General features: G+C 62.9%; 22 protein-coding genes. 20 read left to right on the top strand and 2 right to left on the bottom strand.

Translation table 11 applies throughout. The annotated features are described in order from the left end of the window. The first annotated feature begins 2 nt into the window (after positions 1 to 2). The 10 genes from rplO to bfr all read left to right on the top strand — a co-directional run bounded on the left by rplO (position 3) and on the right by bfr (position 7,140). Entirely contained in the window at positions 3 to 437 is a 435-nt protein-coding gene (gene rplO, locus JYG34_RS02375) for a 50S ribosomal protein L15 (RefSeq protein WP_011531896.1), read from the top strand. Further along, positions 438 to 1,769 (top strand): preprotein translocase subunit SecY, encoded by a 1,332-nt coding sequence (gene secY / locus JYG34_RS02380; protein ID WP_003255459.1) that lies wholly within the window; start codon positions 438 to 440, stop codon positions 1,767 to 1,769. It begins immediately after the preceding gene. A gap of 30 nt (positions 1,770 to 1,799) precedes the next feature. Next, positions 1,800 to 1,916, top strand: coding sequence for a 50S ribosomal protein L36 (gene rpmJ / locus JYG34_RS02385; RefSeq protein ID WP_011531897.1), 117 nt, complete (start codon positions 1,800 to 1,802; stop codon positions 1,914 to 1,916). A gap of 131 nt (positions 1,917 to 2,047) precedes the next feature. Beyond that, the gene (gene rpsM, locus JYG34_RS02390) at positions 2,048 to 2,404 is read left to right on the top strand and encodes a 30S ribosomal protein S13 (protein ID WP_003255457.1); all 357 of its coding nucleotides are present in this window, start codon (positions 2,048 to 2,050) and stop codon (positions 2,402 to 2,404) included. 18 nt (positions 2,405 to 2,422) lie between these two features. Continuing rightward, positions 2,423 to 2,812: a 30S ribosomal protein S11 gene (gene rpsK / locus JYG34_RS02395; RefSeq protein ID WP_003255454.1), complete on the top strand. Its 390-nt coding sequence runs from the start codon at positions 2,423 to 2,425 to the stop codon at positions 2,810 to 2,812. Positions 2,813 to 2,827: 15 nt separating this feature from the next. Beyond that, positions 2,828 to 3,448 carry a 30S ribosomal protein S4 gene (rpsD, locus tag JYG34_RS02400; RefSeq protein ID WP_011531898.1) on the top strand — a complete coding sequence of 207 codons (621 nt, stop codon included), beginning with the start codon at positions 2,828 to 2,830 and terminating at the stop codon, positions 3,446 to 3,448. Positions 3,449 to 3,470: 22 nt separating this feature from the next. Next, on the top strand, positions 3,471 to 4,472 hold the full coding sequence (locus JYG34_RS02405) for a DNA-directed RNA polymerase subunit alpha (protein WP_003255452.1): 1,002 nt from the start codon (positions 3,471 to 3,473) through the stop codon (positions 4,470 to 4,472). A 42-nt stretch (positions 4,473 to 4,514) separates the two neighbouring features. Further along, a complete protein-coding gene (gene rplQ, locus JYG34_RS02410; protein WP_003255451.1) occupies positions 4,515 to 4,901 on the top strand; it encodes a 50S ribosomal protein L17 in 387 nt (128 codons plus the stop codon). A 172-nt stretch (positions 4,902 to 5,073) separates the two neighbouring features. Beyond that, positions 5,074 to 6,513: a catalase gene (locus tag JYG34_RS02415; RefSeq protein WP_213659332.1), complete on the top strand. Its 1,440-nt coding sequence runs from the start codon at positions 5,074 to 5,076 to the stop codon at positions 6,511 to 6,513. Between the two features lie 162 nt (positions 6,514 to 6,675). Further along, a complete protein-coding gene (gene bfr / locus JYG34_RS02420) occupies positions 6,676 to 7,140 on the top strand; it encodes a bacterioferritin (RefSeq protein ID WP_166891780.1) in 465 nt (154 codons plus the stop codon). A 125-nt stretch (positions 7,141 to 7,265) separates the two neighbouring features. Here the strand turns inward: bfr and uvrA are convergent, their stop codons facing one another. After that, the gene (gene uvrA, locus JYG34_RS02425) at positions 7,266 to 10,100 is read right to left on the bottom strand and encodes an excinuclease ABC subunit UvrA (RefSeq protein WP_213659333.1); all 2,835 of its coding nucleotides are present in this window, start codon (positions 10,098 to 10,100) and stop codon (positions 7,266 to 7,268) included. Positions 10,101 to 10,229: 129 nt separating this feature from the next. Here uvrA and JYG34_RS02430 point away from each other — a divergent pair, with 129 nt between their 5' ends. Further along, entirely contained in the window at positions 10,230 to 11,624 is a 1,395-nt protein-coding gene (locus tag JYG34_RS02430) for an MFS transporter (protein WP_213659334.1), read from the top strand. A 9-nt stretch (positions 11,625 to 11,633) separates the two neighbouring features. Next, positions 11,634 to 12,176: a single-stranded DNA-binding protein gene (locus JYG34_RS02435; protein WP_011531903.1), complete on the top strand. Its 543-nt coding sequence runs from the start codon at positions 11,634 to 11,636 to the stop codon at positions 12,174 to 12,176. A gap of 200 nt (positions 12,177 to 12,376) precedes the next feature. Here the strand turns inward: JYG34_RS02435 and JYG34_RS26415 are convergent, their stop codons facing one another. Further along, a complete protein-coding gene (locus JYG34_RS26415; protein WP_283811796.1) occupies positions 12,377 to 12,511 on the bottom strand; it encodes a hypothetical protein in 135 nt (44 codons plus the stop codon). Between the two features lie 204 nt (positions 12,512 to 12,715). Here JYG34_RS26415 and tssA point away from each other — a divergent pair, with 204 nt between their 5' ends. The 8 genes from tssA to JYG34_RS02475 all read left to right on the top strand — a co-directional run bounded on the left by tssA (position 12,716) and on the right by JYG34_RS02475 (position 23,738). After that, complete coding sequence (gene tssA, locus JYG34_RS02440) at positions 12,716 to 14,272, top strand: type VI secretion system protein TssA (RefSeq protein ID WP_213659335.1); 1,557 nt, start codon at positions 12,716 to 12,718, stop codon at positions 14,270 to 14,272. A 33-nt stretch (positions 14,273 to 14,305) separates the two neighbouring features. Beyond that, entirely contained in the window at positions 14,306 to 14,806 is a 501-nt protein-coding gene (gene tssB / locus JYG34_RS02445) for a type VI secretion system contractile sheath small subunit (RefSeq protein ID WP_213659336.1), read from the top strand. Positions 14,807 to 14,833: 27 nt separating this feature from the next. Then, positions 14,834 to 16,306 carry a type VI secretion system contractile sheath large subunit gene (gene tssC / locus JYG34_RS02450; protein WP_011531906.1) on the top strand — a complete coding sequence of 491 codons (1,473 nt, stop codon included), beginning with the start codon at positions 14,834 to 14,836 and terminating at the stop codon, positions 16,304 to 16,306. A gap of 9 nt (positions 16,307 to 16,315) precedes the next feature. Then, positions 16,316 to 16,732, top strand: a complete 417-nt coding sequence (gene tssE, locus JYG34_RS02455) for a type VI secretion system baseplate subunit TssE (protein ID WP_011531907.1) — start codon at positions 16,316 to 16,318, stop codon at positions 16,730 to 16,732. Positions 16,733 to 16,817: 85 nt separating this feature from the next. Continuing rightward, complete coding sequence (gene tssF, locus JYG34_RS02460; RefSeq protein ID WP_213659337.1) at positions 16,818 to 18,605, top strand: type VI secretion system baseplate subunit TssF; 1,788 nt, start codon at positions 16,818 to 16,820, stop codon at positions 18,603 to 18,605. Continuing rightward, positions 18,569 to 19,576, top strand: coding sequence for a type VI secretion system baseplate subunit TssG (gene tssG / locus JYG34_RS02465; protein WP_011531909.1), 1,008 nt, complete (start codon positions 18,569 to 18,571; stop codon positions 19,574 to 19,576). The genes tssF and tssG overlap by 37 nt, the downstream gene beginning before the upstream one ends. A 6-nt stretch (positions 19,577 to 19,582) precedes the next feature. Beyond that, positions 19,583 to 22,207 carry a type VI secretion system ATPase TssH gene (tssH, locus tag JYG34_RS02470; protein ID WP_213659338.1) on the top strand — a complete coding sequence of 875 codons (2,625 nt, stop codon included), beginning with the start codon at positions 19,583 to 19,585 and terminating at the stop codon, positions 22,205 to 22,207. A 10-nt stretch (positions 22,208 to 22,217) separates the two neighbouring features. Further along, positions 22,218 to 23,738, top strand: a complete 1,521-nt coding sequence (locus JYG34_RS02475) for a sigma 54-interacting transcriptional regulator (protein WP_213659339.1) — start codon at positions 22,218 to 22,220, stop codon at positions 23,736 to 23,738. Positions 23,739 to 23,765 lie beyond the last annotated feature (27 nt).

A 23,765-nucleotide genomic window follows, 5' to 3' on the forward strand; every position in this document is an offset into this window, starting at 1 on the left:
CAATGAAACTCAATGATCTGAGTCCAGCGCCGGGTTCCCGTCGCGAGAAGCACCGTCCGGGCCGTGGTATCGGTAGCGGTCTGGGTAAGACTGGTGGCCGTGGCCACAAAGGTCAGACCTCCCGTTCCGGTGGTTCCATTGCTCCAGGCTTCGAAGGCGGTCAACAGCCGCTGCACCGTCGCCTGCCGAAGTTCGGCTTCGTCTCTCTCAAAGCCATGGATCGCGCTGAAGTGCGTCTGTCCGAGCTGGCCAAGGTGGAAGGCGATCTGATCACCGTTCAGTCCCTCAAGGACGCCAACGTGATCGGCCAGCACGTACAGCGCGTGAAAATCATGCTGTCGGGCGAAGTCACTCGCGCAGTCACCCTCAAGGGTATCGCCGTCACCAAAGGTGCACGTGCGGCTATCGAAGCAGCTGGCGGCAAGTTCGAGGAATAAATGGCTAAGCAAGGTGCTCTCTCTTCGCTCGGTAAGGGCGGGATGTCGGAACTCTGGGCTCGTCTGCGTTTTCTGTTCATGGCGATCATCGTCTATCGAATCGGCGCGCACATCCCGGTGCCAGGCATTAACCCGGACCGTCTCGCGGATCTGTTCCGGCAGAATGAGGGGACCATTCTTAGCTTGTTCAACATGTTTTCCGGCGGCGCGCTGGAGCGCATGAGCATTTTTGCACTGGGGATCATGCCGTACATCTCGGCGTCGATCATCATGCAGCTCATGACCGCTGTCAGCCCGCAGCTGGAGCAGTTGAAGAAGGAAGGTGAAGCTGGCCGTCGCAAGATCAGCCAGTACACCCGCTACGGCACCGTTATCCTGGCGCTGGTTCAAGCCATTGGCATGTCCATTGGCCTGGCCAACCAGGGCGTGGCGTTTTCTGCAGGCCTCGGCTTCCATGTCGTCGCCGTCTCCACCTTCGTGGCGGGCGCGATGTTCATGATGTGGCTGGGCGAGCAGATCACCGAGCGCGGTGTGGGCAACGGTATCTCGATGTTGATCTTCGCAGGTATCGTTGCCGGTCTTCCGAGAGCAATCGGGCAGTCTTTCGAGTCTGCGCGTACAGGCGATATCAACATCTTCGCCCTGGTCGCAATCGGTTTGCTGGCAGTAGCGATTATCGGTTTCGTGGTGTTCATCGAGCGTGGTCAGCGTCGTATCGCCGTTCACTACGCCAAGCGTCAGCAGGGCCGCAAGGTCTTCGCTGCGCAGACCAGCCACCTGCCGTTGAAGGTGAACATGGCGGGCGTAATCCCGGCCATTTTCGCGAGCAGCATTCTGCTGTTCCCGGCTTCGCTGGGTGCCTGGTTCGGTCAGTCCGAGGGTATGGGCTGGCTGCAGGACATCTCGCAGTCGATCGCTCCTGGTCAGCCGTTGAACATTCTGCTGTTTAGTGCAGGGATCATTTTCTTCTGCTTCTTCTACACAGCGTTGATGTTCAACCCGAAAGACGTAGCGGAAAACCTGAAGAAGTCCGGTGCCTTTATTCCGGGTATCCGTCCTGGTGAGCAGTCGGCACGCTACATTGATGGCGTCCTGACCCGTTTGACCATGTTCGGTGCTCTTTACATGATGGCCGTCTGCCTTCTGCCCCAGTTCCTGGTGGTGGCAGCAAACGTGCCGTTCTACCTTGGCGGGACCTCGTTGCTGATTGTGGTAGTGGTTGTGATGGACTTCATGTCCCAAGTACAATCGCACCTCGTTTCGCACCAGTACGAATCCCTGATGAAGAAAGCCAACCTGAAAGGCTACGGCGGCAGCGGTCTGCTGCGCTGATTTAGCCCCTTAAGGTTCGAGGAGTCGGTAATGAAAGTTCGTGCATCGGTGAAAAAGCTGTGCCGTAACTGCAAGATCATTCGTCGCGAAGGTATCGTGCGCGTGATCTGCAGCGCGGAACCGCGTCACAAGCAGCGCCAAGGCTGAGTGTGATCTGCGCTTCAAACCCAGCAGCTAGTGTGCTGCTGGGTTGATTATTCGTTTCTACAGCGATATTATCTCGCGCCCTATTTCTTGGCTTCCGGGGCGTAGGTAGCTGTCAATTGGAGTCCCACTGAATGGCCCGTATTGCAGGCGTCAACATTCCAGATAACAAGCATACTGTTATCTCGCTGACCTACATCTATGGTGTCGGTCGCACAACTGCACAGAAGATCTGTGCAGACGCTGGTGTCAACCCAGCCGCTAAGATCAAGGATCTGAGCGACGAGCAAATCGAAACCCTGCGTGGCGAAGTCGCGAAGTTCACCACCGAAGGTGACCTGCGTCGTGACATCAACATGAAGATCAAGCGCTTGATGGACCTGGGTTGCTACCGCGGCCTGCGTCATCGTAAAGGTCTGCCGGTTCGCGGTCAGCGCACCAAGACCAACGCACGCACCCGTAAGGGCCCGCGTAAGCCGATCCGCAAGTAATCGCCCAGGAATATAGACATGGCAAAACCTGCTGCTCGTCCTCGTAAGAAAGTCAAAAAGACAGTGGTTGATGGCATCGCCCACATCCATGCGTCTTTCAACAACACCATCGTGACCATCACCGACCGTCAGGGCAACGCACTGTCCTGGGCTACTTCCGGTGGTTCGGGTTTCCGTGGTTCGCGCAAATCCACCCCGTTCGCAGCTCAGATCGCTGCTGAGCGTGCTGGTCAAGCTGCGCTGGAATATGGTCTGAAGAACCTCGACGTCAACGTCAAGGGTCCAGGTCCAGGTCGTGAATCCGCCGTTCGTGCACTGAACAGCTGCGGCTACAAGATCGCCAGCATCACCGACGTGACGCCAATCCCGCATAACGGGTGCCGTCCGCCGAAGAAGCGTCGCGTGTAATCAGGAGACAGATAAATGGCACGTTACATTGGTCCAAAATGCAAACTGTCTCGCCGTGAAGGCACTGACCTGTTCCTGAAGAGCGGCGTTCGCGCTCTGGAATCGAAGTGCAACATCGAAGCAGCCCCAGGTATCCACGGCCAGCGCCGTGGCCGTCAGTCCGACTACGGTACCCAGCTGCGCGAGAAACAAAAAGTCCGTCGTATCTACGGCGTGCTGGAGCGTCAATTCCGCGGTTACTACCAAGCGGCTGCCTCGAAGAAAGGCGCCACCGGTGAGAACCTGCTGCAGATGCTCGAGTGCCGTCTGGATAACGTCGTCTACCGTATGGGCTTCGGCTCGACTCGTTCCGAGTCCCGTCAGCTGGTTTCGCACAAAGCGATCAGCGTCAACGGTAAGACTGTGAACATTCCATCCTACCAAGTTCGTCCGGGTGACGTGGTCTCGGTTCGCGAGAAGTCGCTGAACCAGCTGCGCATTGTTCAAGCCCTTGAACTGTGCGCCCAGCGTGGCCGCGTTGAGTGGGTAGACGTGGATGCTGCTAAAAAGTCGGGCGTTTTCAAGAACGTTCCTGCTCGCAGCGACCTGTCCGCCGACATCAACGAAAACCTGATTGTCGAGCTCTACTCCAAGTAAGGGCTAGAAAATAGGTGCATCCATGCAGATTTCGGTAAATGAGTTTCTGACACCCCGCCACATCGATGTGCAGGTTGTCAGTCCAACCCGCGCCAAGATCACGCTCGAGCCTCTCGAGCGTGGCTTCGGCCATACCCTGGGCAACGCGCTGCGCCGCATCCTGTTGTCCTCCATGCCTGGCTGTGCAGTAGTCGAGGCCGAGATCGACGGCGTACTCCATGAGTACTCCGCGATCGAAGGTGTACAGGAAGACGTCATTGAAATCCTGTTGAACCTGAAAGGCCTGGCTATCAAGCTGCACGGTCGTGACGAAGTTACGCTGACCTTGTCGAAAAAGGGTTCGGGGGTGGTTACCGCTGCCGATATTCAGCTGGATCACGATGTCGAGATCGTCAACCCCGATCACGTAATCGCGAACCTGGCGTCCAACGGCGCCCTGAACATGAAGCTCACTGTAGCTCGTGGTCGCGGTTACGAGCCGGCCGACTCCCGTCAGACCGACGAAGACGAAAGCCGCAGCATTGGTCGCCTTCAGCTGGACGCTTCGTTCAGCCCGGTGCGTCGTATCGCCTATGTGGTCGAGAACGCCCGTGTTGAGCAGCGTACCAACCTGGACAAGCTGGTCATCGATCTGGAAACCAACGGTACCCTGGATCCTGAAGAGGCCATCCGTCGTGCCGCGACCATCCTGCAGCAGCAGCTGGCCGCGTTCGTCGACCTCAAAGGTGACAGCGAGCCGGTTGTGGTCGAGCAGGAAGACGAGATCGATCCGATCCTGCTGCGCCCGGTTGACGACCTGGAACTGACCGTACGTTCGGCCAACTGCCTCAAGGCGGAGAACATCTACTACATCGGCGACCTGATTCAGCGTACCGAAGTAGAGCTGTTGAAGACTCCTAACCTGGGCAAGAAGTCCCTGACTGAAATCAAGGACGTCCTGGCCTCCCGTGGTCTGTCTCTCGGCATGCGCCTCGACAACTGGCCGCCTGCAAGTCTTAAGAAGGACGACAAGGCGACTGCCTGATCGTCGTAATCACCGAACGTAGTGTTTGGTAAGGAATGAATCATGCGTCATCGTAAAAGTGGACGTCACCTGAGCCGTACCAGCTCTCACCGCAAGGCTATGTTCCAGAACATGGCAGTGTCGCTGATCGAGCACGAGCTGATCAAAACCACCCTGCCGAAAGCCAAGGAACTGCGCCGCGTTGCCGAGCCGCTGATCACCCTGGCCAAGGAAGACAGCGTAGCCAACCGTCGTCTGGCCTTCGACCGTACCCGTTCGAAGTCCGCCGTTGGCAAACTGTTCAACGATCTGGGCAAGCGCTACGCCACCCGTCAAGGCGGCTACCTGCGCATCCTGAAGTGCGGTTTCCGCGCTGGCGACAACGCGCCTATGGCGTACGTCGAGCTGGTTGATCGTCCAGTCGGTGGTGCTGTAGAAGCTGCCGAGTAAGACGTTCTGTCTGCTACAAGAAACCGGGCCTAGTGCCCGGTTTTTTGTGTCTGTATGAATTGTAGTTTTCTATCGAAACTACAGAATCAATGAATTAGTTAATGGAATCATGCTCGCGGATACTCCTCTACATACCGCCTAGCCGGCGATTAGAGACCGATAAGGAGAGCCCATGAGCAAGATTCTGACCACCGCCAGCGGTGCACCTGTAGCCGACAACCAGAATTCCCGTTCCGCAGGCCCCCGCGGCCCTTTGCTGCTCGACGATTTCCACCTCATCGAGAAGCTCGCCCACTTCAACCGCGAGAACATCCCCGAGCGCCGCGTGCACGCCAAGGGCTCGGGCGCCTATGGCACCTTCACCGTTACCCGCGATATCACCGATCTGACCTGCGCCAAACTGTTCAATGCGGTGGGTAAGCGCACCGAGACGTTCCTGCGCTTCTCCACCGTGGGTGGTGAGCGGGGTTCGGCCGACACCGAGCGCGATCCTCGTGGCTTTGCGGTCAAGTTCTACACCGAGGAAGGCAACTGGGATATCGTCGGCAACAACACGCCGGTGTTCTTCATCCGTGATCCGCTGAAATTTCCGGACTTCATCCACACCCAGAAGCGTCACCCCCAAACCAACCTGAAGAATGCCCAAATGATGTGGGACTTCTGGTCGCATTCGCCTGAAGCGCTGCACCAGGTCACCATCCTGTTCTCCGATCGTGGAATTCCGGACGGCTACCGCCACATGCACGGTTTTGGCAGCCACACCTACAGCTTGGTCAACGACAAGGGCGTACGCACTTGGGTGAAGTGGCACTTCAAGACCCAGCAGGGCATCAAGAACCTGGCGCCGGCGGATGCTGCGCGCCTGGCGGGCACTGATCCTGACTACGCACAGCGCGACTTGTTCGAGGCCATCGAGCGTGGTGATTTCCCACGTTGGAGCGTGTGTATCCAGGTGATGAGCGAAGATGAGGCCGCGAGCCGTCAGGAGAACCCGTTCGATGTGACCAAGACCTGGTCGCAGAAGGACTATCCGCTGATTGAAGTGGGCGTTTTGGAGCTCAATCGCAACCCACTCAACTACTTCGCCGAAGTGGAGCAGGCAGCCTTCGGTCCGAGCAACATGGTCCCGGGTGTCGGCCTGTCGCCTGACCGTATGCTGCAAGGCCGCGTGTTCGCCTACGCCGACGCCCACCGCTACCGGGTGGGTACCAACCACCAGCAGCTGCCGGTCAATGCGCCGCGTAGCCCGGTGCACAGCTACCAGCGTGATGGTGCCATGGCCACGGGCAGCTACGGTGGTGCGCCGAACTATGAGCCGAACAGTTATGGCGATGCGCCCAAGCAGTCACCACGTCACGCCGAGCCGGCATTGGCGTTGAGCGGTGCGGCCGATCGCTACGATCACCGCGAAGACAGTGATTACTACAGCCATGCCGGCGCGTTGTTCCGCCTGATGAGCGATGAGCAGCGGTCGCTGTTGATCAGTAACATTGCCGGGACAATGGCAGGTGTCAGCGAAGACGTTGTTCAGCGTCAGTTGCAGCACTTCTTCAAGGCCGACCCGGCATATGGAGAAGGTATCGCCAAGGTCTTGGGCGTGAATCTCGCCTAAGTCGAAGTGATAAGAAGAACCGCCCTCATTAGGGCGGTTTTTCAATGAAAATCACTACCGTTCAACCGTTTTTTTGCATCTTATTGCGCATTTCTCAGTGACCGCGAGCAGAAGCTGGTTCAAACTATGTTCATTGACGCATTCACAGGGAGAAGCAGGGCGATGCAAGGTCACCCGGACGTAATCAATTACCTCGTCACATTGCTCAAAGGCGAGCTGGCCGCGCGCGACCAGTACTTCATTCACTCGCGGATGTACGAAGACTGGGGCCTGGGCAAGCTCTACGAGCGTATCAACCACGAGATGGAGGAAGAGACCCAGCACGCCGATGCGCTGATGCGCCGTATCCTGATGCTCGAAGGCACGCCCGACATGCGCGCAGACGACCTGGAAGTGGGCAGCACCGTGCCGGAGATGATCGAGGCCGACTTGAAGCTCGAGTACAAGGTTCGTGCCGCGCTGTGCAAGGGTATCGAGCTGTGCGAACTGCACAAGGACTATATCAGCCGCGACATCCTGCGCGCGCAACTGGCGGATACCGAAGAAGATCACACCTACTGGCTGGAGAAGCAGCAAGGGTTGATCAAGGCCATTGGCCTGGAGAACTATCTGCAGTCGCAGATGTGATCGGTCGGCCCTGTTCGCCGGCAAGCCGGCTTCTACGAGATCTCAGTTGCACCCCTCGCTTGTAGAGCAGGGCAAATAAAAAAGCCCCTGGCATTCAACGATGCCAGGGGCTTTTTCACATCAGGTCAGGCCCGATCTCGCTCAAGCAGCGGCTTGAGGTAATGCCCGGTATACGACTGCTTCTGCTCGGCCAGCTCTTCCGGTGTACCGCAGGCGATGATCTGGCCGCCCTTGGAGCCACCCTCAGGCCCCAGGTCCACCAGCCAGTCGGCGGTCTTGATCACATCCAGGTTGTGCTCGATCACTACCACGGTGTTGCCGTGGTCGCGCAGGCGGTGGAGCACATCGAGCAGTTGCTGGATGTCAGCGAAGTGCAGGCCAGTAGTGGGCTCGTCGAGGATGTACAAGGTCTTGCCGGTATCGCGCTTGGACAGCTCGCGCGACAGCTTGACCCGCTGCGCCTCGCCGCCGGACAGCGTCGTCGCCGACTGCCCCAGCTTGATGTAGGAAAGCCCGACGTCCATCAGTGTCTGCAGCTTGCGCGCCAGTGCCGGGACCGCGTCGAAGAACTCGCGGGCATCCTCGATGGTCATTTCCAGCACCTCGTGGATGTTCTTGCCCTTGTACTTGATCTCCAGGGTTTCGCGGTTGTAGCGCTTGCTCTTGCACACGTCGCAGGGCACGTAGATGTCCGGCAGGAAGTGCATCTCCACCTTGATCAGGCCGTCGCCCTGGCAGGCCTCACAGCGGCCGCCCTTGACGTTGAACGAGAAGCGCCCTGGCCCGTAGCCGCGTGAGCGGGCCTCCGGCACGCCGGAGAACAGCTCGCGGATTGGCGTGAAGATGCCGGTGTAGGTGGCTGGATTGGAGCGTGGGGTGCGGCCGATCGGGCTCTGGTCGATATCGACCACCTTGTCCAGGTGCTGCAGGCCGTCGACGCTGGCGTGCGGCGCCGCCTCCAGGCTGCTCGCGCCATTGAGGGCGGTGGCGGCCAGGGGGAACAGGGTGTTGTTGATCAGCGTCGACTTGCCCGAGCCGGACACGCCGGTCACGCAGGTCAGCAGGCCGATCGGCACTTCCAGGTCGACGTTCTGCAAGTTGTTGCCGCGCGCGCCCTTGAGCTTGAGCGAGAGCTTCTTGTTGCGCGGGGTGCGCTTGGCGGGCACGACGATCTTCTTGCGCCCGGACAGGTATTTGCCGGTCAGCGAATCAGGGTGCGCCATGACTTCTTCCGGCGAACCCTCGGCGACGATCTGCCCGCCGTGCACGCCGGCGCCCGGGCCGATGTCCACCACGTAGTCGGCCAGGCGGATGGCGTCCTCGTCATGCTCCACCACGATCACCGTGTTGCCCAGGTCGCGCAGGTGGTTGAGGGTGGCCAGCAGGCGGTCGTTGTCACGCTGGTGCAGGCCGATGGACGGCTCGTCGAGAATGTACATCACGCCCACCAGGCCGGCGCCGATCTGGCTGGCCAGGCGGATGCGCTGGGCTTCGCCGCCGGACAAGGTGTCGGCGCTGCGGTCGAGCGTCAGGTAGTCGAGGCCGACGTTGACCAGGAACTGCAGGCGCTCGCAGATCTCCTTGAGGATCTTCGCGGCAATCTCACCGCGGCGGCCGGTCAGGGTCAGGTCACCGAAGTACGCGCTTGCTTCGCCGATCGGCAGGTTGGTGACCGCCGGCAGGGTTTTCTCGCCCACCCACACATGCCGCGCTTCACGGCGCAGGCGTGTGCCGCGGCAGTCGGGGCAGGGCTGGGTGCCGAGGAACTTGGCCAGCTCCTCGCGCACGGTGGCCGACTCGGTCTCGCGGTAGCGGCGCTCGAGGTTGGGCACGATACCCTCGAACGGGTGCGAGCGCTTGACGATGTCGCCGCGGTCGTTGAGGTACTTGAAGTCGACGCTCTGCTTGCCGCTGCCGTGCAGGATCACTTTCTGGTGGTCGGCCGAGAGCTCACCGAAGGGTTCTTCAAGGCTGAAGCCGTAATGCGCGGCCAGTGAGCCGAGCATCTGGAAGTAATAGACGTTGCGCCGGTCCCAGCCCCGTATCGCGCCCTCGGCGAGGGTGAGCTCGGCGTTGACCAGGCGCTTGGTGTCGAAGAACTGCTTGACCCCCAGGCCATCGCAGGTCGGGCAGGCGCCGGCCGGGTTGTTGAAGGAGAACAGCTTGGGTTCCAGCTCGCTGATGGCATGGCCACAGATCGGGCAGGCGAAGCGGGCGGAGAAGATCGTCTCCTCGCCTTCCTCGTCATCCATCGGCGCCACCAGGGCGATGCCGTCGGCCAGCTTGAGCGCGGTCTCGAACGATTCGGCCAGGCGCTGCTGCAGGTCGGCGCGGACCTTGAAGCGGTCCACCACCACATCGATGCTGTGCTTCTTCTGCTTATCCAGCTTGGGCAGTTCATCGAGCTCGTAGAGCTTGCCGTTGACCCGGGCGCGCACGAAGCCCTGGGCGCGCAGCTCGTCGAACACCGCCAGGTGCTCGCCCTTGCGCTCGCGGATCACCGGAGCCAGCAGCATCAGCTTGCTGCCTTCGGGTTTTTCCAGCACCAGGTCGACCATCTGGCTGATCGTTTGCGCTTCCAGCGGGATGTCGTGGTCCGGGCAACGTGGCGTGCCGACCCGGGCATAGAGCAGGCGCAGGTAGTCGTAGATCTCGGTGATGGTGCCGACGGTCGAACGCGGGTTGTGCGAGGTCGACTTCTGCTCGATGGAGATGGCCGGCGACAGGCCTTCGATGGTGTCGACGTCGGGCTTTTCCATCATCGACAGGAACTGTCGGGCGTACGCCGACAGCGATTCCACGTAACGGCGTTGGCCTTCGGCGTACAGGGTGTCGAATGCCAGGGACGACTTGCCGGAACCGGACAGGCCGGTGATCACGATCAGCTTGTCCCGCGGTAGCGTGAGGTCGATGTTCTTCAGGTTGTGGGTGCGTGCCCCACGGATCAGGATCTTGTCCACTGCGGCCTCGCTCGGCGGGCATAAACACAGGAGTATACGGCGCGCTGCCAGTACGCGGCAAAGCGTCACGTATATGCCGTCAACGCGTCGGACTGATAGAATCGCCGCCGGTTCACACGAGGTTATTCCATGCACGACACCCACAACGAACGCATGAGTGGCAGCGAAACCCGCGCCGCTAGCGGCCTGGCCCTGGTCTTTGCCTTTCGTATGCTGGGCATGTTCATGGTACTGCCGGTGCTGGCCACCTACGGCATGGACCTGGCTGGCGCCACCCCCGCGCTGATCGGCCTGGCCATCGGCGCCTATGGCCTGACCCAAGCGGTGCTGCAGATTCCGTTCGGGGTGATTTCCGACCGCATCGGCCGTCGCCCGGTGATCTACCTGGGGCTGGTGATCTTCGCCCTGGGCAGCGTGCTGGCGGCCCAGGCCGATTCGATCTGGGGCGTGATCGCCGGGCGTATCCTGCAAGGCGCAGGCGCTATTTCAGCGGCGGTGATGGCGCTGCTTTCCGACCTCACCCGCGAGCAGCACCGGACCAAGGCGATGGCGATGATCGGCATGAGCATCGGCCTGTCGTTCGCCGTGGCGATGGTGATCGGGCCGTTGTTGACTCGCGCCTTTGGCTTGTCAGGATTGTTTCTCGCCACCGCAGGACTTGCCCTGGTCGGTATCGCCCTGATCGCTTTTGTCGTGCCTAACACCCACAGCACCTTGCAGCATCGCGAATCCGGCGTGGCCCGCCAGGCCCTCGGCCCGACCCTGCGTCATCCGGACCTCCTGCGCCTGGATGTGGGCATCTTCATCCTCCACGCCATCCTCATGGCCAGCTTCGTGGCGCTGCCGCTGGCGTTCGTCGAGCGCGGCGGGCTGCCCAAGGAGCAGCACTGGTGGGTGTACCTGACCGCGCTGCTCGTCTCATTTTTTGCAATGGTCCCGTTCATCATCTACGGCGAGAAGAAGCGCAAGATGAAACGCGTGCTGCTTGGCGCGGTCAGTGTGTTGCTGCTGGTGGAGGTGTTCTTCTGGCAGTGGGCTGACAACTTGCGCGGACTGGTGATCGGCACCGTGGTATTCTTTACTGCCTTCAACCTGCTGGAGGCATCTCTGCCTTCGCTGGTCAGCAAGGTGTCGCCCGCTGGCGGCAAGGGGACTGCGATGGGGGTGTACTCCACCAGCCAGTTCCTGGGTGCCGCGCTGGGAGGAATCATCGGTGGCTGGTTGTTCCAGCACGGTGGCCTGAGCATGGTGTTTCTCGGTTGCGCGGGCCTGTGTGCCCTGTGGCTGCTCACTGCGTTGCGCATGAACGAGCCGCCCTACGTGACCAGCCTGCGCATGCCGCTGACGCCGGAGGCGGTCCGGGAAGCCGGGCTGACCGAGCGCTTGATGGCCGTGCCGGGTGTGACCGACGCCGTGGTGGTGGCAGAAGAAGCCGCCATCTATATCAAACTGGATACGAAAATTTTGGACCGTACGACCCTCGAGTGTCTGGTGAACCCAGCCTCTTCGGCGTGCGAAGCCTAGGAGAACGTTATGGCCCGTGGGGTTAACAAAGTCATTCTGGTCGGTACCTGCGGTCAGGATCCCGAAGTCCGCTACCTGCCCAACGGTAACGCCGTGACCAACCTGAGCCTGGCCACCAGCGAGCAGTGGACCGACAAGCAGTCCGGGCAGAAGGTCGAGCGTACTGAATGGCACCGCGTGTCGCTGTTCGGCAAGGTCGCCGAGATCGCCGGCGAGTACCTGCGCAAGGGTTCGCAGGTGTACATCGAAGGCAAGCTGCAGACCCGCGAGTGGGAAAAGGACGGCATCAAGCGCTACACCACCGAGATCATCGTCGACATGCAGGGCACCATGCAGCTGCTCGGCGGTCGTCCGCAGAACCAGCAGCAAGGTGGCGACCCGTACAACCAGGGTGGCGGCAATTACAACCAGGGCGGGCAGCAGCAGTACAACCAGGCGCCGCGTCAGCAGGCACCGCGCCCGCAGCAGGCTCCTCAGCGTCCGGCGCCACAGCAGCCGGCCCCGCAGCCGGCCGCCGACTTCGACAGCTTCGACGACGATATTCCGTTCTAAGCCTGAAGTGTGACCGTTGGTTGCGAGCCCCCGGGACGAAAGTTTTGGGGGCTTTTTGTTGCCGAGTACGGTTGCGCGGTACTCAGTTCGAAACTACGGCACACTTGAGAATAACTTGATGGCACTATGCCATAGTTGAGGCGTTTCGTCGGTTTTAACAATGCGCTTTCGTTCTGGTCGTAACTTTTCCGACACGGTTTTCAAAAAAAACGCAGCACGAAAACACTGCGCTTTTTTTTAACGGCTGTTAAATTTTTCAAAGAGTTATCCGCGATACCTGATTGAGTTTCGTCAATAACTTTTGCAGTTGCCTCAGGGATAATATTAGCCGGCATCAGGGAAACCCTGAGGTGGTGTTTTCGTTTCGCTTTTGCCTATCCTTTTGAGTGGTTGCAATGTGGCTTTGATGGCATTAGGCTATTCATCCGCTTGACCACCTGTTCACTGGATTGTGAACTGAATCGATAGAACTTCCCGACAGCAAAGTTCTGGAACTCAGGTTCCGGAATCGATGTGCGAGTTCTAAATGCGAGAAATGGATGTCTTACTCTTCTAAATTGGCTGCGCGCTATCTGGAACTCGGCAAGAATGCCGTCTCGCCGGGCTCTTTCGGTGGTGACGACGTGCGCTTCTCCACCGAGTTCGAAGCCCTCGAAGGCGAGCTGACCCGGGCGCAGTCGATCCATGCCAGCGGCCAGGTGGACTGGCTGAAGATCCTCGAGAACAGTGAAGCGCTGCTACGCGACCAGTCCAAGGATCTGCGCGTGGCCTCCTGGCTGACCTGGGCCTTGTTCCAGCGCGAATCCTACGCCGGCTTGCTGGCGGGCATCAGCCTGCTGCGCGAGCTGTGCGAGCACCATTGGGACGACGTCCACCCCGCCAAGCCTCGTACCCGTTCCGCCGCCATCGGTTGGCTGGTGCCGCGCCTCGAGCAGGCGCTGGGCGCCGACATCGCGATCAAGGAGCAGCTGCCGCTGTTCCAGCAGATGGTCGAGCAACTGGGTGGCCTGGAGGCGGCGTTGTCCGCTCGTCTGGGCGACGATGCGCCGCTGTTGCTACCTATCTGCCGTGCACTCAAGGGCCAGGTCCAGCGTTCGGCCGACAACGAGCCGCAGCCTGGCGCTGTCGGCGCCATCGTCGCCCAGGTCAAGCAGGCGGCTACCCAACTGTTCACTCCGGGCGAGCCGGTGGAGAACGAGAAGGATGCGAATAAAGCCCTGCGTGCCCAGCAAGAGCAGGGCCGGCAGTTATGCGTGTGGTGGCAGCGGCAGAAAGCCACCGACCTGCGCGCCCTGCGCCTGAACCGCACGCTGCTGTGGCTGCCCATCGAGGCGATGCCCGAGCGCAACGCCGAAAACGTCACCGCACTGCGCGGCCTGCCCGCCGACAAGCTCAAGAGCTACCGGGAGCGCTTCGAACAGGGAAATTACGCCGACCTGCTGGTGGAACTGGAGAACAGTGTGGCCAAGGCGCCGTTCTGGTTCGATGGCCAGCGCCTGGTGTGGGAGTGCTGCCAGGCCCTGAACGTCGAGGCCGGCATGCGCGAGGTGGAGATGAACTTCGCTTCGCTGTTGCAGCGTCTGCCCAGCGTGATCGAGCTGAAGTTCCACGACGGCACCCCGTTTGCCGACCCCGAGACCCGCGCCTGGATTGCCGCCCAGGTCACCCCCCACCTGCAGGCCGAGGTGGCCCAGCCGGTCACCGAGCCTGGCGTGCGCCAGGCACCCTGGGAGGAAGCCCTGGAGGCGGTGCAGCCGATCCTGCGCAAGGATGGCCTGAAGAGCGCGGTACAGCACCTCAAGCAGCAGATGCAAGGCGCCCACGGCGGGCGCGAGCGCTTTTTCTGGCAGTTGAGCCAGGCACGCCTCTGCTATACGGCCAAGAAATACGAACTGGCCAAGACCCAGCTGGAAGCCCTGGACGAGCAGTTGCGTCAGTCTGGCGTGGATGCCTGGGAGCCCGATCTGTCGCTGCAGGTGCTGCACCTGCTGCATACCTGTTGCGAGCTGCTGCCGCAGAACCATGTGGTGCGCGAACGCAAGGACGAGATCTACCGCCGACTGTGCCATCTCGATCTCGAAGTCGTACTCGAATAGGCCCAAGGGCCATAACCCTCAAGGAGAAAACCAATGGCCAAAGAAGGCTCGGTAGCCCCCAAGGAACGCATCAACGTCACGTTCAAACCCGCCACCGGTGGGGCTCAGGAAGAGATCGAACTGCCGTTGAAACTACTGGCGATCGGTGACTACACCCTGCGTGCCGACGATCGCAAGATCGAAGACCGCAAGCCGATCAGCATCGACAAGATGAACTTCGACGAGGTGCTGGCCAAGCAGGAACTGAGCATGACCCTGGCCGTGCCCAACCGTCTGCAGGAAGGCGCCGAAGGCGACGAGCTGGCGGTCAGCCTGCGCGTCAACACCATGAAGGACTTCAACCCGGCCAGCCTGGTCGAGCAAGTGCCGGAGCTGAAGAAGCTGATGGAACTGCGTGAAGCCCTGGTCGCCCTGAAAGGCCCGCTGGGCAACGCCCCGGCGTTCCGCAAGGCCATCGAAGGCGTGCTGGCCGACGGTGAGTCCCGCGAGCGCGTGCTCGGTGAGCTGGGCCTGAACGCCACGCCTGACGCCTGATCCCCTTAGTCAAGGAAGCTAATTGCCATGAGCACCGCCGCACAACAACAGAGCGCCGAGAACAGCGAATTCAGCATTCTCGACAGCATCATCGCCGAAACCCGCCTGACTCCGGACGATGAAGCCTACGACATCGCCAAGCGTGGCGTGTCGGCCTTCATCGAAGAACTGCTCAAGCCGCAGAACGACGGTGAGCCGGTCAAGAAGGCGCTGGTCGACCGCATGATCGCCGAGATCGATGCCAAGCTCAGCCGCCAGATGGACGAGATCCTCCACCACCCGGACTTCCAGGCCATGGAATCGGCCTGGCGCGGGCTGCAGCTGCTGGTCGACCGCACCAACTTCCGTGAAAACATCAAGATCGAGATCCTCAACGTCTCCAAGCAGGATCTGCTGGACGACTTCGAAGACTCGCCGGAAGTGATGCAGGCCGGTCTGTACAAGCACATCTACACCGCCGAGTACGGTCAGTTCGGTGGCCAGCCGGTGGGCGCGGTCATCGCCAACTACTACCTGTCGCCGAGCTCGCCGGACGTCAAGCTGATGCAGTACGTCTCCAGCGTGTCCTGCATGTCCCACGCGCCGTTCATCGCCGCCGCTGGCCCGAAATTCTTCGGCCTGGAGAGCTTCACCGGCCTGCCGGACCTGAAGGACCTGAAGGATCACTTCGAAGGCCCGCAGTTCACCAAGTGGCAGAGCTTCCGTGAGTCCGAGGACGCGCGCTACATCGGCCTGACCGTGCCGCGCTTCCTGCTGCGCAACCCGTACGACCCGGAAGAGAACCCGGTCAAGTCGTTCGTCTACAAGGAAACCGTGGCCAACAGCCACGAGCACTACCTGTGGGGCAACACTGCGTACGCCTTCGGTACCAAGCTCACCGACAGCTTCGCCAAGTTCCGCTGGTGCCCGAACATCATCGGCCCGCAGAGCGGTGGCGCGGTGGAAGACCTGCCGCTGCACCACTTCGAGAGCATGGGCGAGATCGAGACCAAGATCCCGACCGAAGTGCTGGTGTCCGACCGTCGCGAGTACGAGCTGGCCGAAGAGGGCTTCATTGCCCTGACCATGCGCAAGGGCAGCGACAACGCGGCGTTCTTCTCGGCCAACTCGGCGCAGAAACCGAAGTTCTTCGGTATCAGCGCGGAAGGCAAGACTGCCGAGCTGAACTACAAGCTGGGCACCCAGCTGCCGTACATGATGATCGTCAACCGCCTGGCCCACTACATCAAGGTCCTGCAGCGCGAGCAGCTGGGCTCCTGGAAGGAACGTACCGACCTGGAGCTGGAACTGAACAAGTGGATCCGCCAGTACGTGGCCGACCAGGAGAACCCGAGCGCCGAAGTGCGTGGCCGTCGTCCGCTGCGCGCCGCCCAGGTGATCGTCAGCGACGTGGAAGGTGAGCCGGGCTGGTACCGCGTCAGCCTGAACGTGCGTCCGCACTTCAAGTACATGGGCGCCGACTTCACCCTGTCGCTGGTCGGCAAGCTGGACAAGGAGTAAGCGTCGATGATGAATGGCTACGGAAGCCTGTTCGAACGCCTGAGCGGCGAGTCCGACCAGCGTGCCAACTGGCGGCGTGAAGACGCCGCCATGGCTTCCGTGGCCGCTCATCTGGCGAAGATGCTCAGCACCCGGGCCGGCAGCGTGCAGACGCTCGCCGACTACGGGCTGCCGGACCTCAACGACATGCGTTTGAGCCTGCACGATGCGCTCAGCCAGGCCCGTCGGGCCATCGAGCATTTCATCGAGGCCTACGAGCCGCGCCTGTCCGATGTCCGGGTGATTTCCCGACCGCGTGATCACGATCAGCTCAAGCTGGCTTTCAGTATCGAAGGCCAGCTTGAGGTGGACGGCATCAAGCGCTCTGTCAGTTTTGCCGCGCGCCTGGATGGCAGCGGGCAAGTCAGTGTCAGTCAAGGAGACTAACGATGTCGCGCCTCCCATAGCCCTGGATTTCACGAACCCTGCGCCACTGGCGGTACTCGAGATCTGAATTCAGGCGGAACGACGGATGTCCTTCAATTACTACTACCAAAGCGAGCTGACGGCACTGCGCCAGCTGGGGCGGCGCTTTGCCGAGCGCAGCCCGGCGCTGGCGCCGTTTCTCGGCCAGGCCGGGCGCGACCCGGACGTCGAGCGCCTGCTCGAGGGCTTCGCCTTCCTCACCGGCCGCCTGCGGCAGAAGCTCGACGACGAGCTGCCTGAGCTCACCCACTCGCTGATGCACCTGCTGTGGCCGAACTACATGCGCCCGCTGCCGGCGTTCAGCATCTTGCAGTTCGACCCCCTGCGCCAGGCCGGCCCGGCCCTGCGAGTCGAGCGCGACACGCCGGTGGAAGGCAAGCCGATCGATGGTGTCAGCTGCCGCTTTCGCACCTGCTACCCGACCGAGGTGCTGCCGCTGCGCCTGAGCGCCTTGAACTACTCGCTCAACGGCCAGGGCGCGCTGCTGAGCCTGCGCCTGGAGATGAACTGCGATGGCAACCTGGGCGATGTGAAATTCAGCAAGCTGCGCCTGCACCTGGCAGGTGAGCGCTACATCAGCCAGATGCTCTACCTGAGCCTGCTGCGCAGCCTGGCCGGTATCGAGCTGATGCCGCTGGACAGCCACGGCAAGCCAATGCTCAACACGAAAGGCGAGCCGCTGCTGCTGCGCGCGCCGGCGGCCAAGGTGCACCCGGTGGGCTTCGCCGAGGAAGAGGCGCTGATCCCTTACCCGCTTAATACCTTCCGTGGCTACCGATTCCTGCAGGAGTACTTCGCCTTCCAGGACAAGTTCCTGTTCGTCGACGTGACCGGGCTGGAGGTGCTGCAGAGCCTGCCGGAGGAAACCCTCAAGCAGGTGCATGGCGTCGAGCTGCGCTTCGACATCCGCCGTGGCGAGGCCCAGCGCCTGCGCCCGACCCTGGACAACGTCAAGCTGTACTGCACGCCCATCGCCAACCTGTTCAAGCACGACGCCCTGCCCATCCGCCTGGATGGCAAGCAGGACGAGTACCTGCTGCTGCCGGCCGAGCTCGACCTGGAGCATTGCGGGGTGTTCTCGGTCGATAGCGTGACCGGCTGGAGCCCCGGTGGCCTGGGCTACCAGAACTACGTGCCGTTCGAGTCGTTCGAGCACGATGCCAGCTTCGACGTGCCGCAGAACCGCCCGCACTACAGCATCCGCCAGCGCTCCTCGCTGCTGCACGACGGCCTGGATACCTACCTGAGCTTCGGCGTGCACCAGGCCGAGTCCCACGAGACGCTGTCGATCGAGCTGACCTGCACCAACCAGAACCTGCCGCGCCGGCTCAAGCTGGGCGACATCTGCATGCTCAGCGAAGAGACCCCCGAGTTCCTCACCTTCCGCAACATCACGCCGGTCACCGCCAGCTACGCGCCGCCGCTGAACCGCGACTTCCTGTGGAAGCTGATCAGCAACATGTCGCTGAACTACCTGTCGCTGGCCGACGTCGACGCGCTCAAGGTGATCCTCGAGACCTACGACCTGCCGCGCTACTACGACCAGCACGCCGAGAAAGTCAGCCGGCGCCTGCTCGGCGGGCTCAAGTCGATCCGCCACCAGCACGTCGACCGCCTGCACCGTGGCCTGCCGCTGCGCGGCCTGCGCACCGAGCTGACCATCGACCCGGAAGGCTACATCGGCGAGGGCGACCTGTTCGTCTTCGCCTCGGTGCTCAATGAATTCTTCGCGCTCTACGCCAGCCTCAACTCGTACCACGAGTTGCGGGTGAAAAGCACACAAGGGGAGGTGTACCAATGGACACCACGCATGGGCCTGCAACCGCTGCTGTAAGCCGGCTGAGCCGGAGCATCCGCGAGTACTCGCTGTTCCAGGCGGTGCTGCTGGTGATGGAGCAGTTGCGCGAGGCCTACCCGTACCTGGAGGACGAGGAACTCTACGACCTGGTGGAGTTCCAGGCCAACCCCAGCCTGGGTTTCCCCGGCAGCGACGTCGACCGTATCGAGTTCTTCCACGAGCACGGCCAACTGCGTGCGCGCATGCGTTTCAACCTGATCGGCCTGGTCGGCTCCAGCTCGCCGCTGCCGGCGTTCTATGGCGAGCAGGCGCTGGGCGACAACGAGGACGGCAACCCGACGCGGACGTTCCTCGACCTGTTCCACCACCGCCTGCAGCGCCTGCTGCTGCCGATCTGGCGCAAGTACCGCTACCGCGCCAGCTTCGAGAGCGGTGCGCTGGACGGGTTCTCGTCGCACCTGTTCGCCCTGATCGGGCTGGGGGGCGAGGAGATCCGCCGGGCCAAGGAGCTGAACTGGAAACGCCTGCTGCCATACCTCGGCGTGCTCAGCCTGCGCGCCCACTCGGCGGCGCTGATCGAGGCGGTGCTGCGTTACTACTTCAAGCACGCCGACCTGGTGATCGAGCAGTGCCTGGAGCGGCGCGTGGACATCCTCGAAGAGCAGTGCAACCGCCTGGGCCTGGCCAACAGCCTGCTGGGCGAAGACGCCGTGCTGGGCGAGCGCGTGCGCGACCGCAGCGGCAAGTTCCGCATCCATATCACCCAGCTGGACTGGCAGCGCTTCCACGAGTTCCTGCCGATCGGTTTCGGTTACCAGCCGCTGTGCGCGCTGACGCGCTTCACCCTGCGCGACCCGCTGGACTACGACATCCGCCTGGAGCTGCGCCGCGAAGAGATCCGCGAGCTGCGCATCGGCGAACAGAACGTCTGCCACCTGGGCTGGACCAGTTGGCTGGGTCGCGAGCGCGCCGATGGCGTGGTGACCCTGGGAAGCAAAATTCATTAAGGACCAATGGCCATGATCAACGTAGACCTGCAACAACTCGTCCAGGCCCTGGACGCCGACAGCCGCCGCGACCTGGAGCGCTCCGCCGAGCGCTGCGTGGCCCGTGGCGGCAGCAAGATCCTGGTGGAGGACCTGCTGCTGGGGCTGCTCGAACGCAGCGACAGCCTGCTGCAGCGCGCGCTGCAGGATGCCGCGGTCGACGTCGGCGAGTTCAGCGCCGCACTGCAGCCGAATGTCGAGCACAGCGCCACCCGCAACCCGGTGTTCGCGCCGGAGCTGGTGCAGTGGCTGCAGGATGCGTTGTTGGTTTCCAACCTCGAGCTGGGCCAGAGCCAGGTCGACCAGGCCGCGTTGATCCTTGGTCTGCTGCGCAACCCGCTGCGCTATGCCGGCAGCCGCTACCACAAGCTGTTGTCGGGCCTGGATATCGAGCGCCTCAAGGGCTATGCACTGTCGCAACAGCCAGCCGCGCCGAAGGCCGCTGGCGCCCCCCAGGGCGAGTCGATGCTGCAGCGCTTCACCCACAACCTCACCCAGCAGGCCCGTGACGGCAAGCTCGACCCGGTGCTGTGCCGCGACGCGTCGATCCGCCAGATGATCGACATTCTCGCCCGCCGCCGCAAGAACAACCCGATCGTGGTCGGCGAGGCCGGCGTGGGCAAGACCGCCGTGGTCGAGGGCCTGGCCGCGCGCATCGTCGCCGGTGAAGTGCCGCCGGCGCTGCAAGGTGTCGACCTGCTGGCGCTGGACATGGGCCTGCTGCAGGCCGGGGCCAGCGTCAAGGGCGAGTTCGAACGTCGCCTGAAAGGCGTGATCGACGAGGTCAAGGCCGCGCCGCGCCCGGTGATCCTGTTCATTGACGAAGCCCACACGCTGATCGGCGCGGGCGGCAATGCCGGTGGTTCCGACGCCGCCAACCTGCTCAAGCCGGCGCTGGCGCGTGGCGAGTTGCGCACCATCGCCGCCACCACCTGGGCCGAGTACAAGAAGTACTTCGAGAAGGACCCGGCCCTGGCCCGTCGCTTCCAGCCGGTACAACTGCACGAGCCGACCGTGGGCGAGGCAGTGACCATCCTGCGCGGCCTGGCCCAGCTGTACGAGAAGAGCCATGGCATCTACCTGCGCGATGACGCCGTGGTCGCCGCGGCCGAGCTGTCGGCGCGCTACCTGACTGGCCGCCAGTTGCCCGACAAGGCCGTCGATGTGCTCGACACCGCCTGCGCCCGTGTGCGCATCAGCCTGGCTGCGGCACCGGACAGCCTCGAGCGCCTGCGTGCCGAGCTGGCCGAGGGCGAGCGCCAGCGCAACGCCTTGCGCCGCGATGCCGAGGCGGGGCTTGAGATCGACCAGGAAGCCTTCGAGCGTCTGGAGCAGCGTCTGGCCGAAGCCCATGACCAGGAGATCGAACTGGACGCCCGCTGGGCCCGTCAGCGTGAGCTGGCCGAGCAGGTGTTGGAGCTGCGTCAGCAGGTCGCCAACGCCCCCGTCGAAGCGCCAGCGCCAAGCGAAGGCGAGGAGGGCGAGGAAGCCGTTGTCGGTGAAAGCCGCGAACAGCTCCAGCAGCGCCTGGCCGAGACGCATCAAGCCCTGCTCGACGCCCAGGCCGAGGAACGCCTGGTCAGCGCCGAGGTGTGCCCGCGCCTGGTGGCCGAAGTGATCAGCGCCTGGACCGGTGTGCCCCTGAGCCAGCTGGCCCGCGAGCACAATGCCAAGGTGATCAGCTTCGCCGACGACCTGCGTGCGCGCATCCGTGGCCAGGAGCAGGCCGTGCACGCGCTCAACCGCGCCATGCGCGCCACCGCCGCCGGCCTGAACAAGCCTGACGCGCCGGTGGGCGTGTTCCTGCTGGTCGGCCCCAGCGGCGTCGGCAAGACCGAGACCGCGCTGGCGCTGGCCGACCTGCTGTACGGCGGCGACCGCTTCATCACCACCATCAACATGTCCGAGTTCCAGGAGAAGCACACTGTCTCGCGCCTGATCGGCGCACCGCCCGGCTACGTCGGTTACGGCGAGGGCGGCATGCTCACCGAGGCGGTGCGCCAGAAGCCGTACTCGGTGGTGCTGCTGGACGAGGTGGAGAAGGCCGACCCGGACGTGCTCAACCTGTTCTACCAGATCTTCGACAAGGGCGTGGCCAACGACGGCGAAGGGCGCCAGATCGACTTCCGCAACACCCTGATCCTGATGACCTCGAACCTGGCCAGCGACCAGATCAGCGCCCTGTGCGAGAACGGTGAGCGCCCGGACGCCGAGCTGCTCGAACAGCATATCCGCCCGGTGCTCAGCCGCCACTTCAAGCCGGCCCTGCTGGCGCGCATGCGCGTGGTGCCGTACTACCCGGTGGGCGGCCCGGTGCTGCGCGAGCTGATCGAGATCAAGCTGGGCCGCCTGGGCGAGCGCCTGCAGCGCCGGCAACTGGCATTCAGCCACTGCCAGGCACTGGTCGACCACCTGGCCGAGCGTTGCAGCCAGAGCGAAAGCGGCGCGCGCCTGATCGACCACTTGATCGACACCCATGTGCTGCCCAAGGTGGCCGACCGCCTGCTCGACGCCATGGCCAGCGGCGAGGCGATCAGCCGCGTGCACGCCACCCTCGACGCGGATGCCGGCGTGATCTGCGAGTTCGCCTGAGGTGGGTGTGATGTTCGCGCACGTGCCGCACCCGCTGGCCTATGCCGAGTCGCTGCTGGGTACCTTCACCGACCTTGCCCGGGCGGCGGACGACCAGTGCCTGTTGCAGGCGCTGGTGCAGGCCGTGGCCGGGCTCAGCGGCTGCCCGCTGGTGCAGGTATACCTGCTCGACCCGACCCATACCCGGCTCGGGCTCGAAGCCGCCTGGCTCGACGGCAAGCTGCTGGCGCGTGACTGTTCCAGCCTGCCGGCCGACTACAACGGCGAGCAGCTGTTGCAGTTCGCCCTGTGCCAGAACCGTGTGGTGAACATCGCCGAACTGTCCGCCAGCCTGTTTGACACCAGCTTCCTGCCTTGCCAGAACACACCCTGGCAGGCGCTGCTGGCGGTGCCATTGGTGACCGCGCAGCAGCGTGTCGCCGGGGTGTTGTTGTGCGTGAACCGCGAGCGCGGCGCGCTGGAAGGGTTCGCCGACTCACTCGGCCGCCTGGGTGGTTTCGCCATGGGCCAGTTGCAGCTGTTGCGCCGCCTGCGCCAGCCCGGGCCACAACCCCAGGCAACCAGCACCGCGCCGATCGCTGCCAGCAGCTACGGCCTGATCGGGCAGAGCCAGGCCATGCGCCAGACCTGCCAGATGATCAGCAAGGTCCTGCACAGCCCCTACACCGTGTTGCTGCGCGGCGAGACCGGCACCGGCAAGGAGCTGGTGGCCCGCGCCATCCACGACTACGGCCCGCGTCGCTCGGGCGCGTTCGTGGTGCAGAACTGCGCGGCCTTCCCCGAGAGCCTGCTGGAAAGCGAGCTGTTCGGTTATCGCAAGGGCGCCTTCACCGGCGCCGAGCGTGACCGCCCGGGGTTGTTCGACGCCGCCGACGGCGGCACCCTGCTGCTCGACGAGATCGGCGACATGCCCCTGGCCCTGCAGGCCAAGCTGCTGCGTGTGCTGCAGGAAGGCGAGATCCGCCCGCTGGGCTCCAACGTCACCCACAAGATCGACGTGCGCATCATCGCCGCCACCCACCGCGACCTGGCGCAGATGGTCAGCGACGGCCTGTTCCGCGAAGACCTGTACTACCGCCTGGCGCAGTTCCCCATCGAGCTGCCGCCGCTGCGCCAACGCAACGGCGATGTCATCACCCTGGCCCGGCACTTCTGCGACAAGGCCTGCGACTTCCTTCAACGCATCCCGGTGGGCTGGTCCCAGGCCGCCCTGGATCACCTCGACGGTTACGCCTTCCCCGGCAACGTGCGCGAGCTCAAGGGCCTGGTGGAGCGCGCGGTGCTGCTGTGCGAGGGCGATGAGCTGGAAGTCGGCCATTTCGCCTTGAGCCTGGCCGAGCCACCGCTGGAAGACAGCGAGCTGAACCTGCGCGAGCGCCTGGAAAAGGTCGAGCGCCGCCTGCTGCTCGACTGCCTGCGCAAGCACGACGGCAACCAGACCCTGGCAGCCCGCGAACTCGGCCTGCCGCGGCGCACCCTGCTGTACCGGCTGGGGCGCCTGAACATCCAGATCGGCGATTGCGAGGGCTGACCGGCATGACCCCGACACCTACCTATT

It is taken from the genome of Pseudomonas entomophila, assembly GCF_018417595.1.
GTDB classification, from domain to species: Bacteria; Pseudomonadota; Gammaproteobacteria; order Pseudomonadales; family Pseudomonadaceae; genus Aquipseudomonas; species Aquipseudomonas entomophila_C.

Bases quoted from the DNA above. Each gene is read 5' to 3' on its own strand.
- rplO (WP_011531896.1), top strand. From the start codon at position 3: ATGAAACTCAATGATCTGAGTCCAGCGCCGGGTTCCCGTCGCGAGAAG.
- secY (WP_003255459.1), top strand. From the start codon at position 438: ATGGCTAAGCAAGGTGCTCTCTCTTCGCTCGGTAAGGGCGGGATGTCG.
- rpmJ (WP_011531897.1), top strand. From the start codon at position 1,800: ATGAAAGTTCGTGCATCGGTGAAAAAGCTGTGCCGTAACTGCAAGATC.
- rpsM (WP_003255457.1), top strand. From the start codon at position 2,048: ATGGCCCGTATTGCAGGCGTCAACATTCCAGATAACAAGCATACTGTT.
- rpsK (WP_003255454.1), top strand. From the start codon at position 2,423: ATGGCAAAACCTGCTGCTCGTCCTCGTAAGAAAGTCAAAAAGACAGTG.
- rpsD (WP_011531898.1), top strand. From the start codon at position 2,828: ATGGCACGTTACATTGGTCCAAAATGCAAACTGTCTCGCCGTGAAGGC.
- JYG34_RS02405 (WP_003255452.1), top strand. From the start codon at position 3,471: ATGCAGATTTCGGTAAATGAGTTTCTGACACCCCGCCACATCGATGTG.
- rplQ (WP_003255451.1), top strand. From the start codon at position 4,515: ATGCGTCATCGTAAAAGTGGACGTCACCTGAGCCGTACCAGCTCTCAC.
- JYG34_RS02415 (WP_213659332.1), top strand. From the start codon at position 5,074: ATGAGCAAGATTCTGACCACCGCCAGCGGTGCACCTGTAGCCGACAAC.
- bfr (WP_166891780.1), top strand. From the start codon at position 6,676: ATGCAAGGTCACCCGGACGTAATCAATTACCTCGTCACATTGCTCAAA.
- JYG34_RS02430 (WP_213659334.1), top strand. From the start codon at position 10,230: ATGCACGACACCCACAACGAACGCATGAGTGGCAGCGAAACCCGCGCC.
- JYG34_RS02435 (WP_011531903.1), top strand. From the start codon at position 11,634: ATGGCCCGTGGGGTTAACAAAGTCATTCTGGTCGGTACCTGCGGTCAG.
- JYG34_RS26415 (WP_283811796.1), bottom strand. From the start codon at position 12,511: ATGCCGGCTAATATTATCCCTGAGGCAACTGCAAAAGTTATTGACGAA.
- tssA (WP_213659335.1), top strand. From the start codon at position 12,716: ATGTCTTACTCTTCTAAATTGGCTGCGCGCTATCTGGAACTCGGCAAG.
- tssB (WP_213659336.1), top strand. From the start codon at position 14,306: ATGGCCAAAGAAGGCTCGGTAGCCCCCAAGGAACGCATCAACGTCACG.
- tssC (WP_011531906.1), top strand. From the start codon at position 14,834: ATGAGCACCGCCGCACAACAACAGAGCGCCGAGAACAGCGAATTCAGC.
- tssE (WP_011531907.1), top strand. From the start codon at position 16,316: ATGAATGGCTACGGAAGCCTGTTCGAACGCCTGAGCGGCGAGTCCGAC.
- tssF (WP_213659337.1), top strand. From the start codon at position 16,818: ATGTCCTTCAATTACTACTACCAAAGCGAGCTGACGGCACTGCGCCAG.
- tssG (WP_011531909.1), top strand. From the start codon at position 18,569: ATGGACACCACGCATGGGCCTGCAACCGCTGCTGTAAGCCGGCTGAGC.
- tssH (WP_213659338.1), top strand. From the start codon at position 19,583: ATGGCCATGATCAACGTAGACCTGCAACAACTCGTCCAGGCCCTGGAC.
- JYG34_RS02475 (WP_213659339.1), top strand. From the start codon at position 22,218: ATGTTCGCGCACGTGCCGCACCCGCTGGCCTATGCCGAGTCGCTGCTG.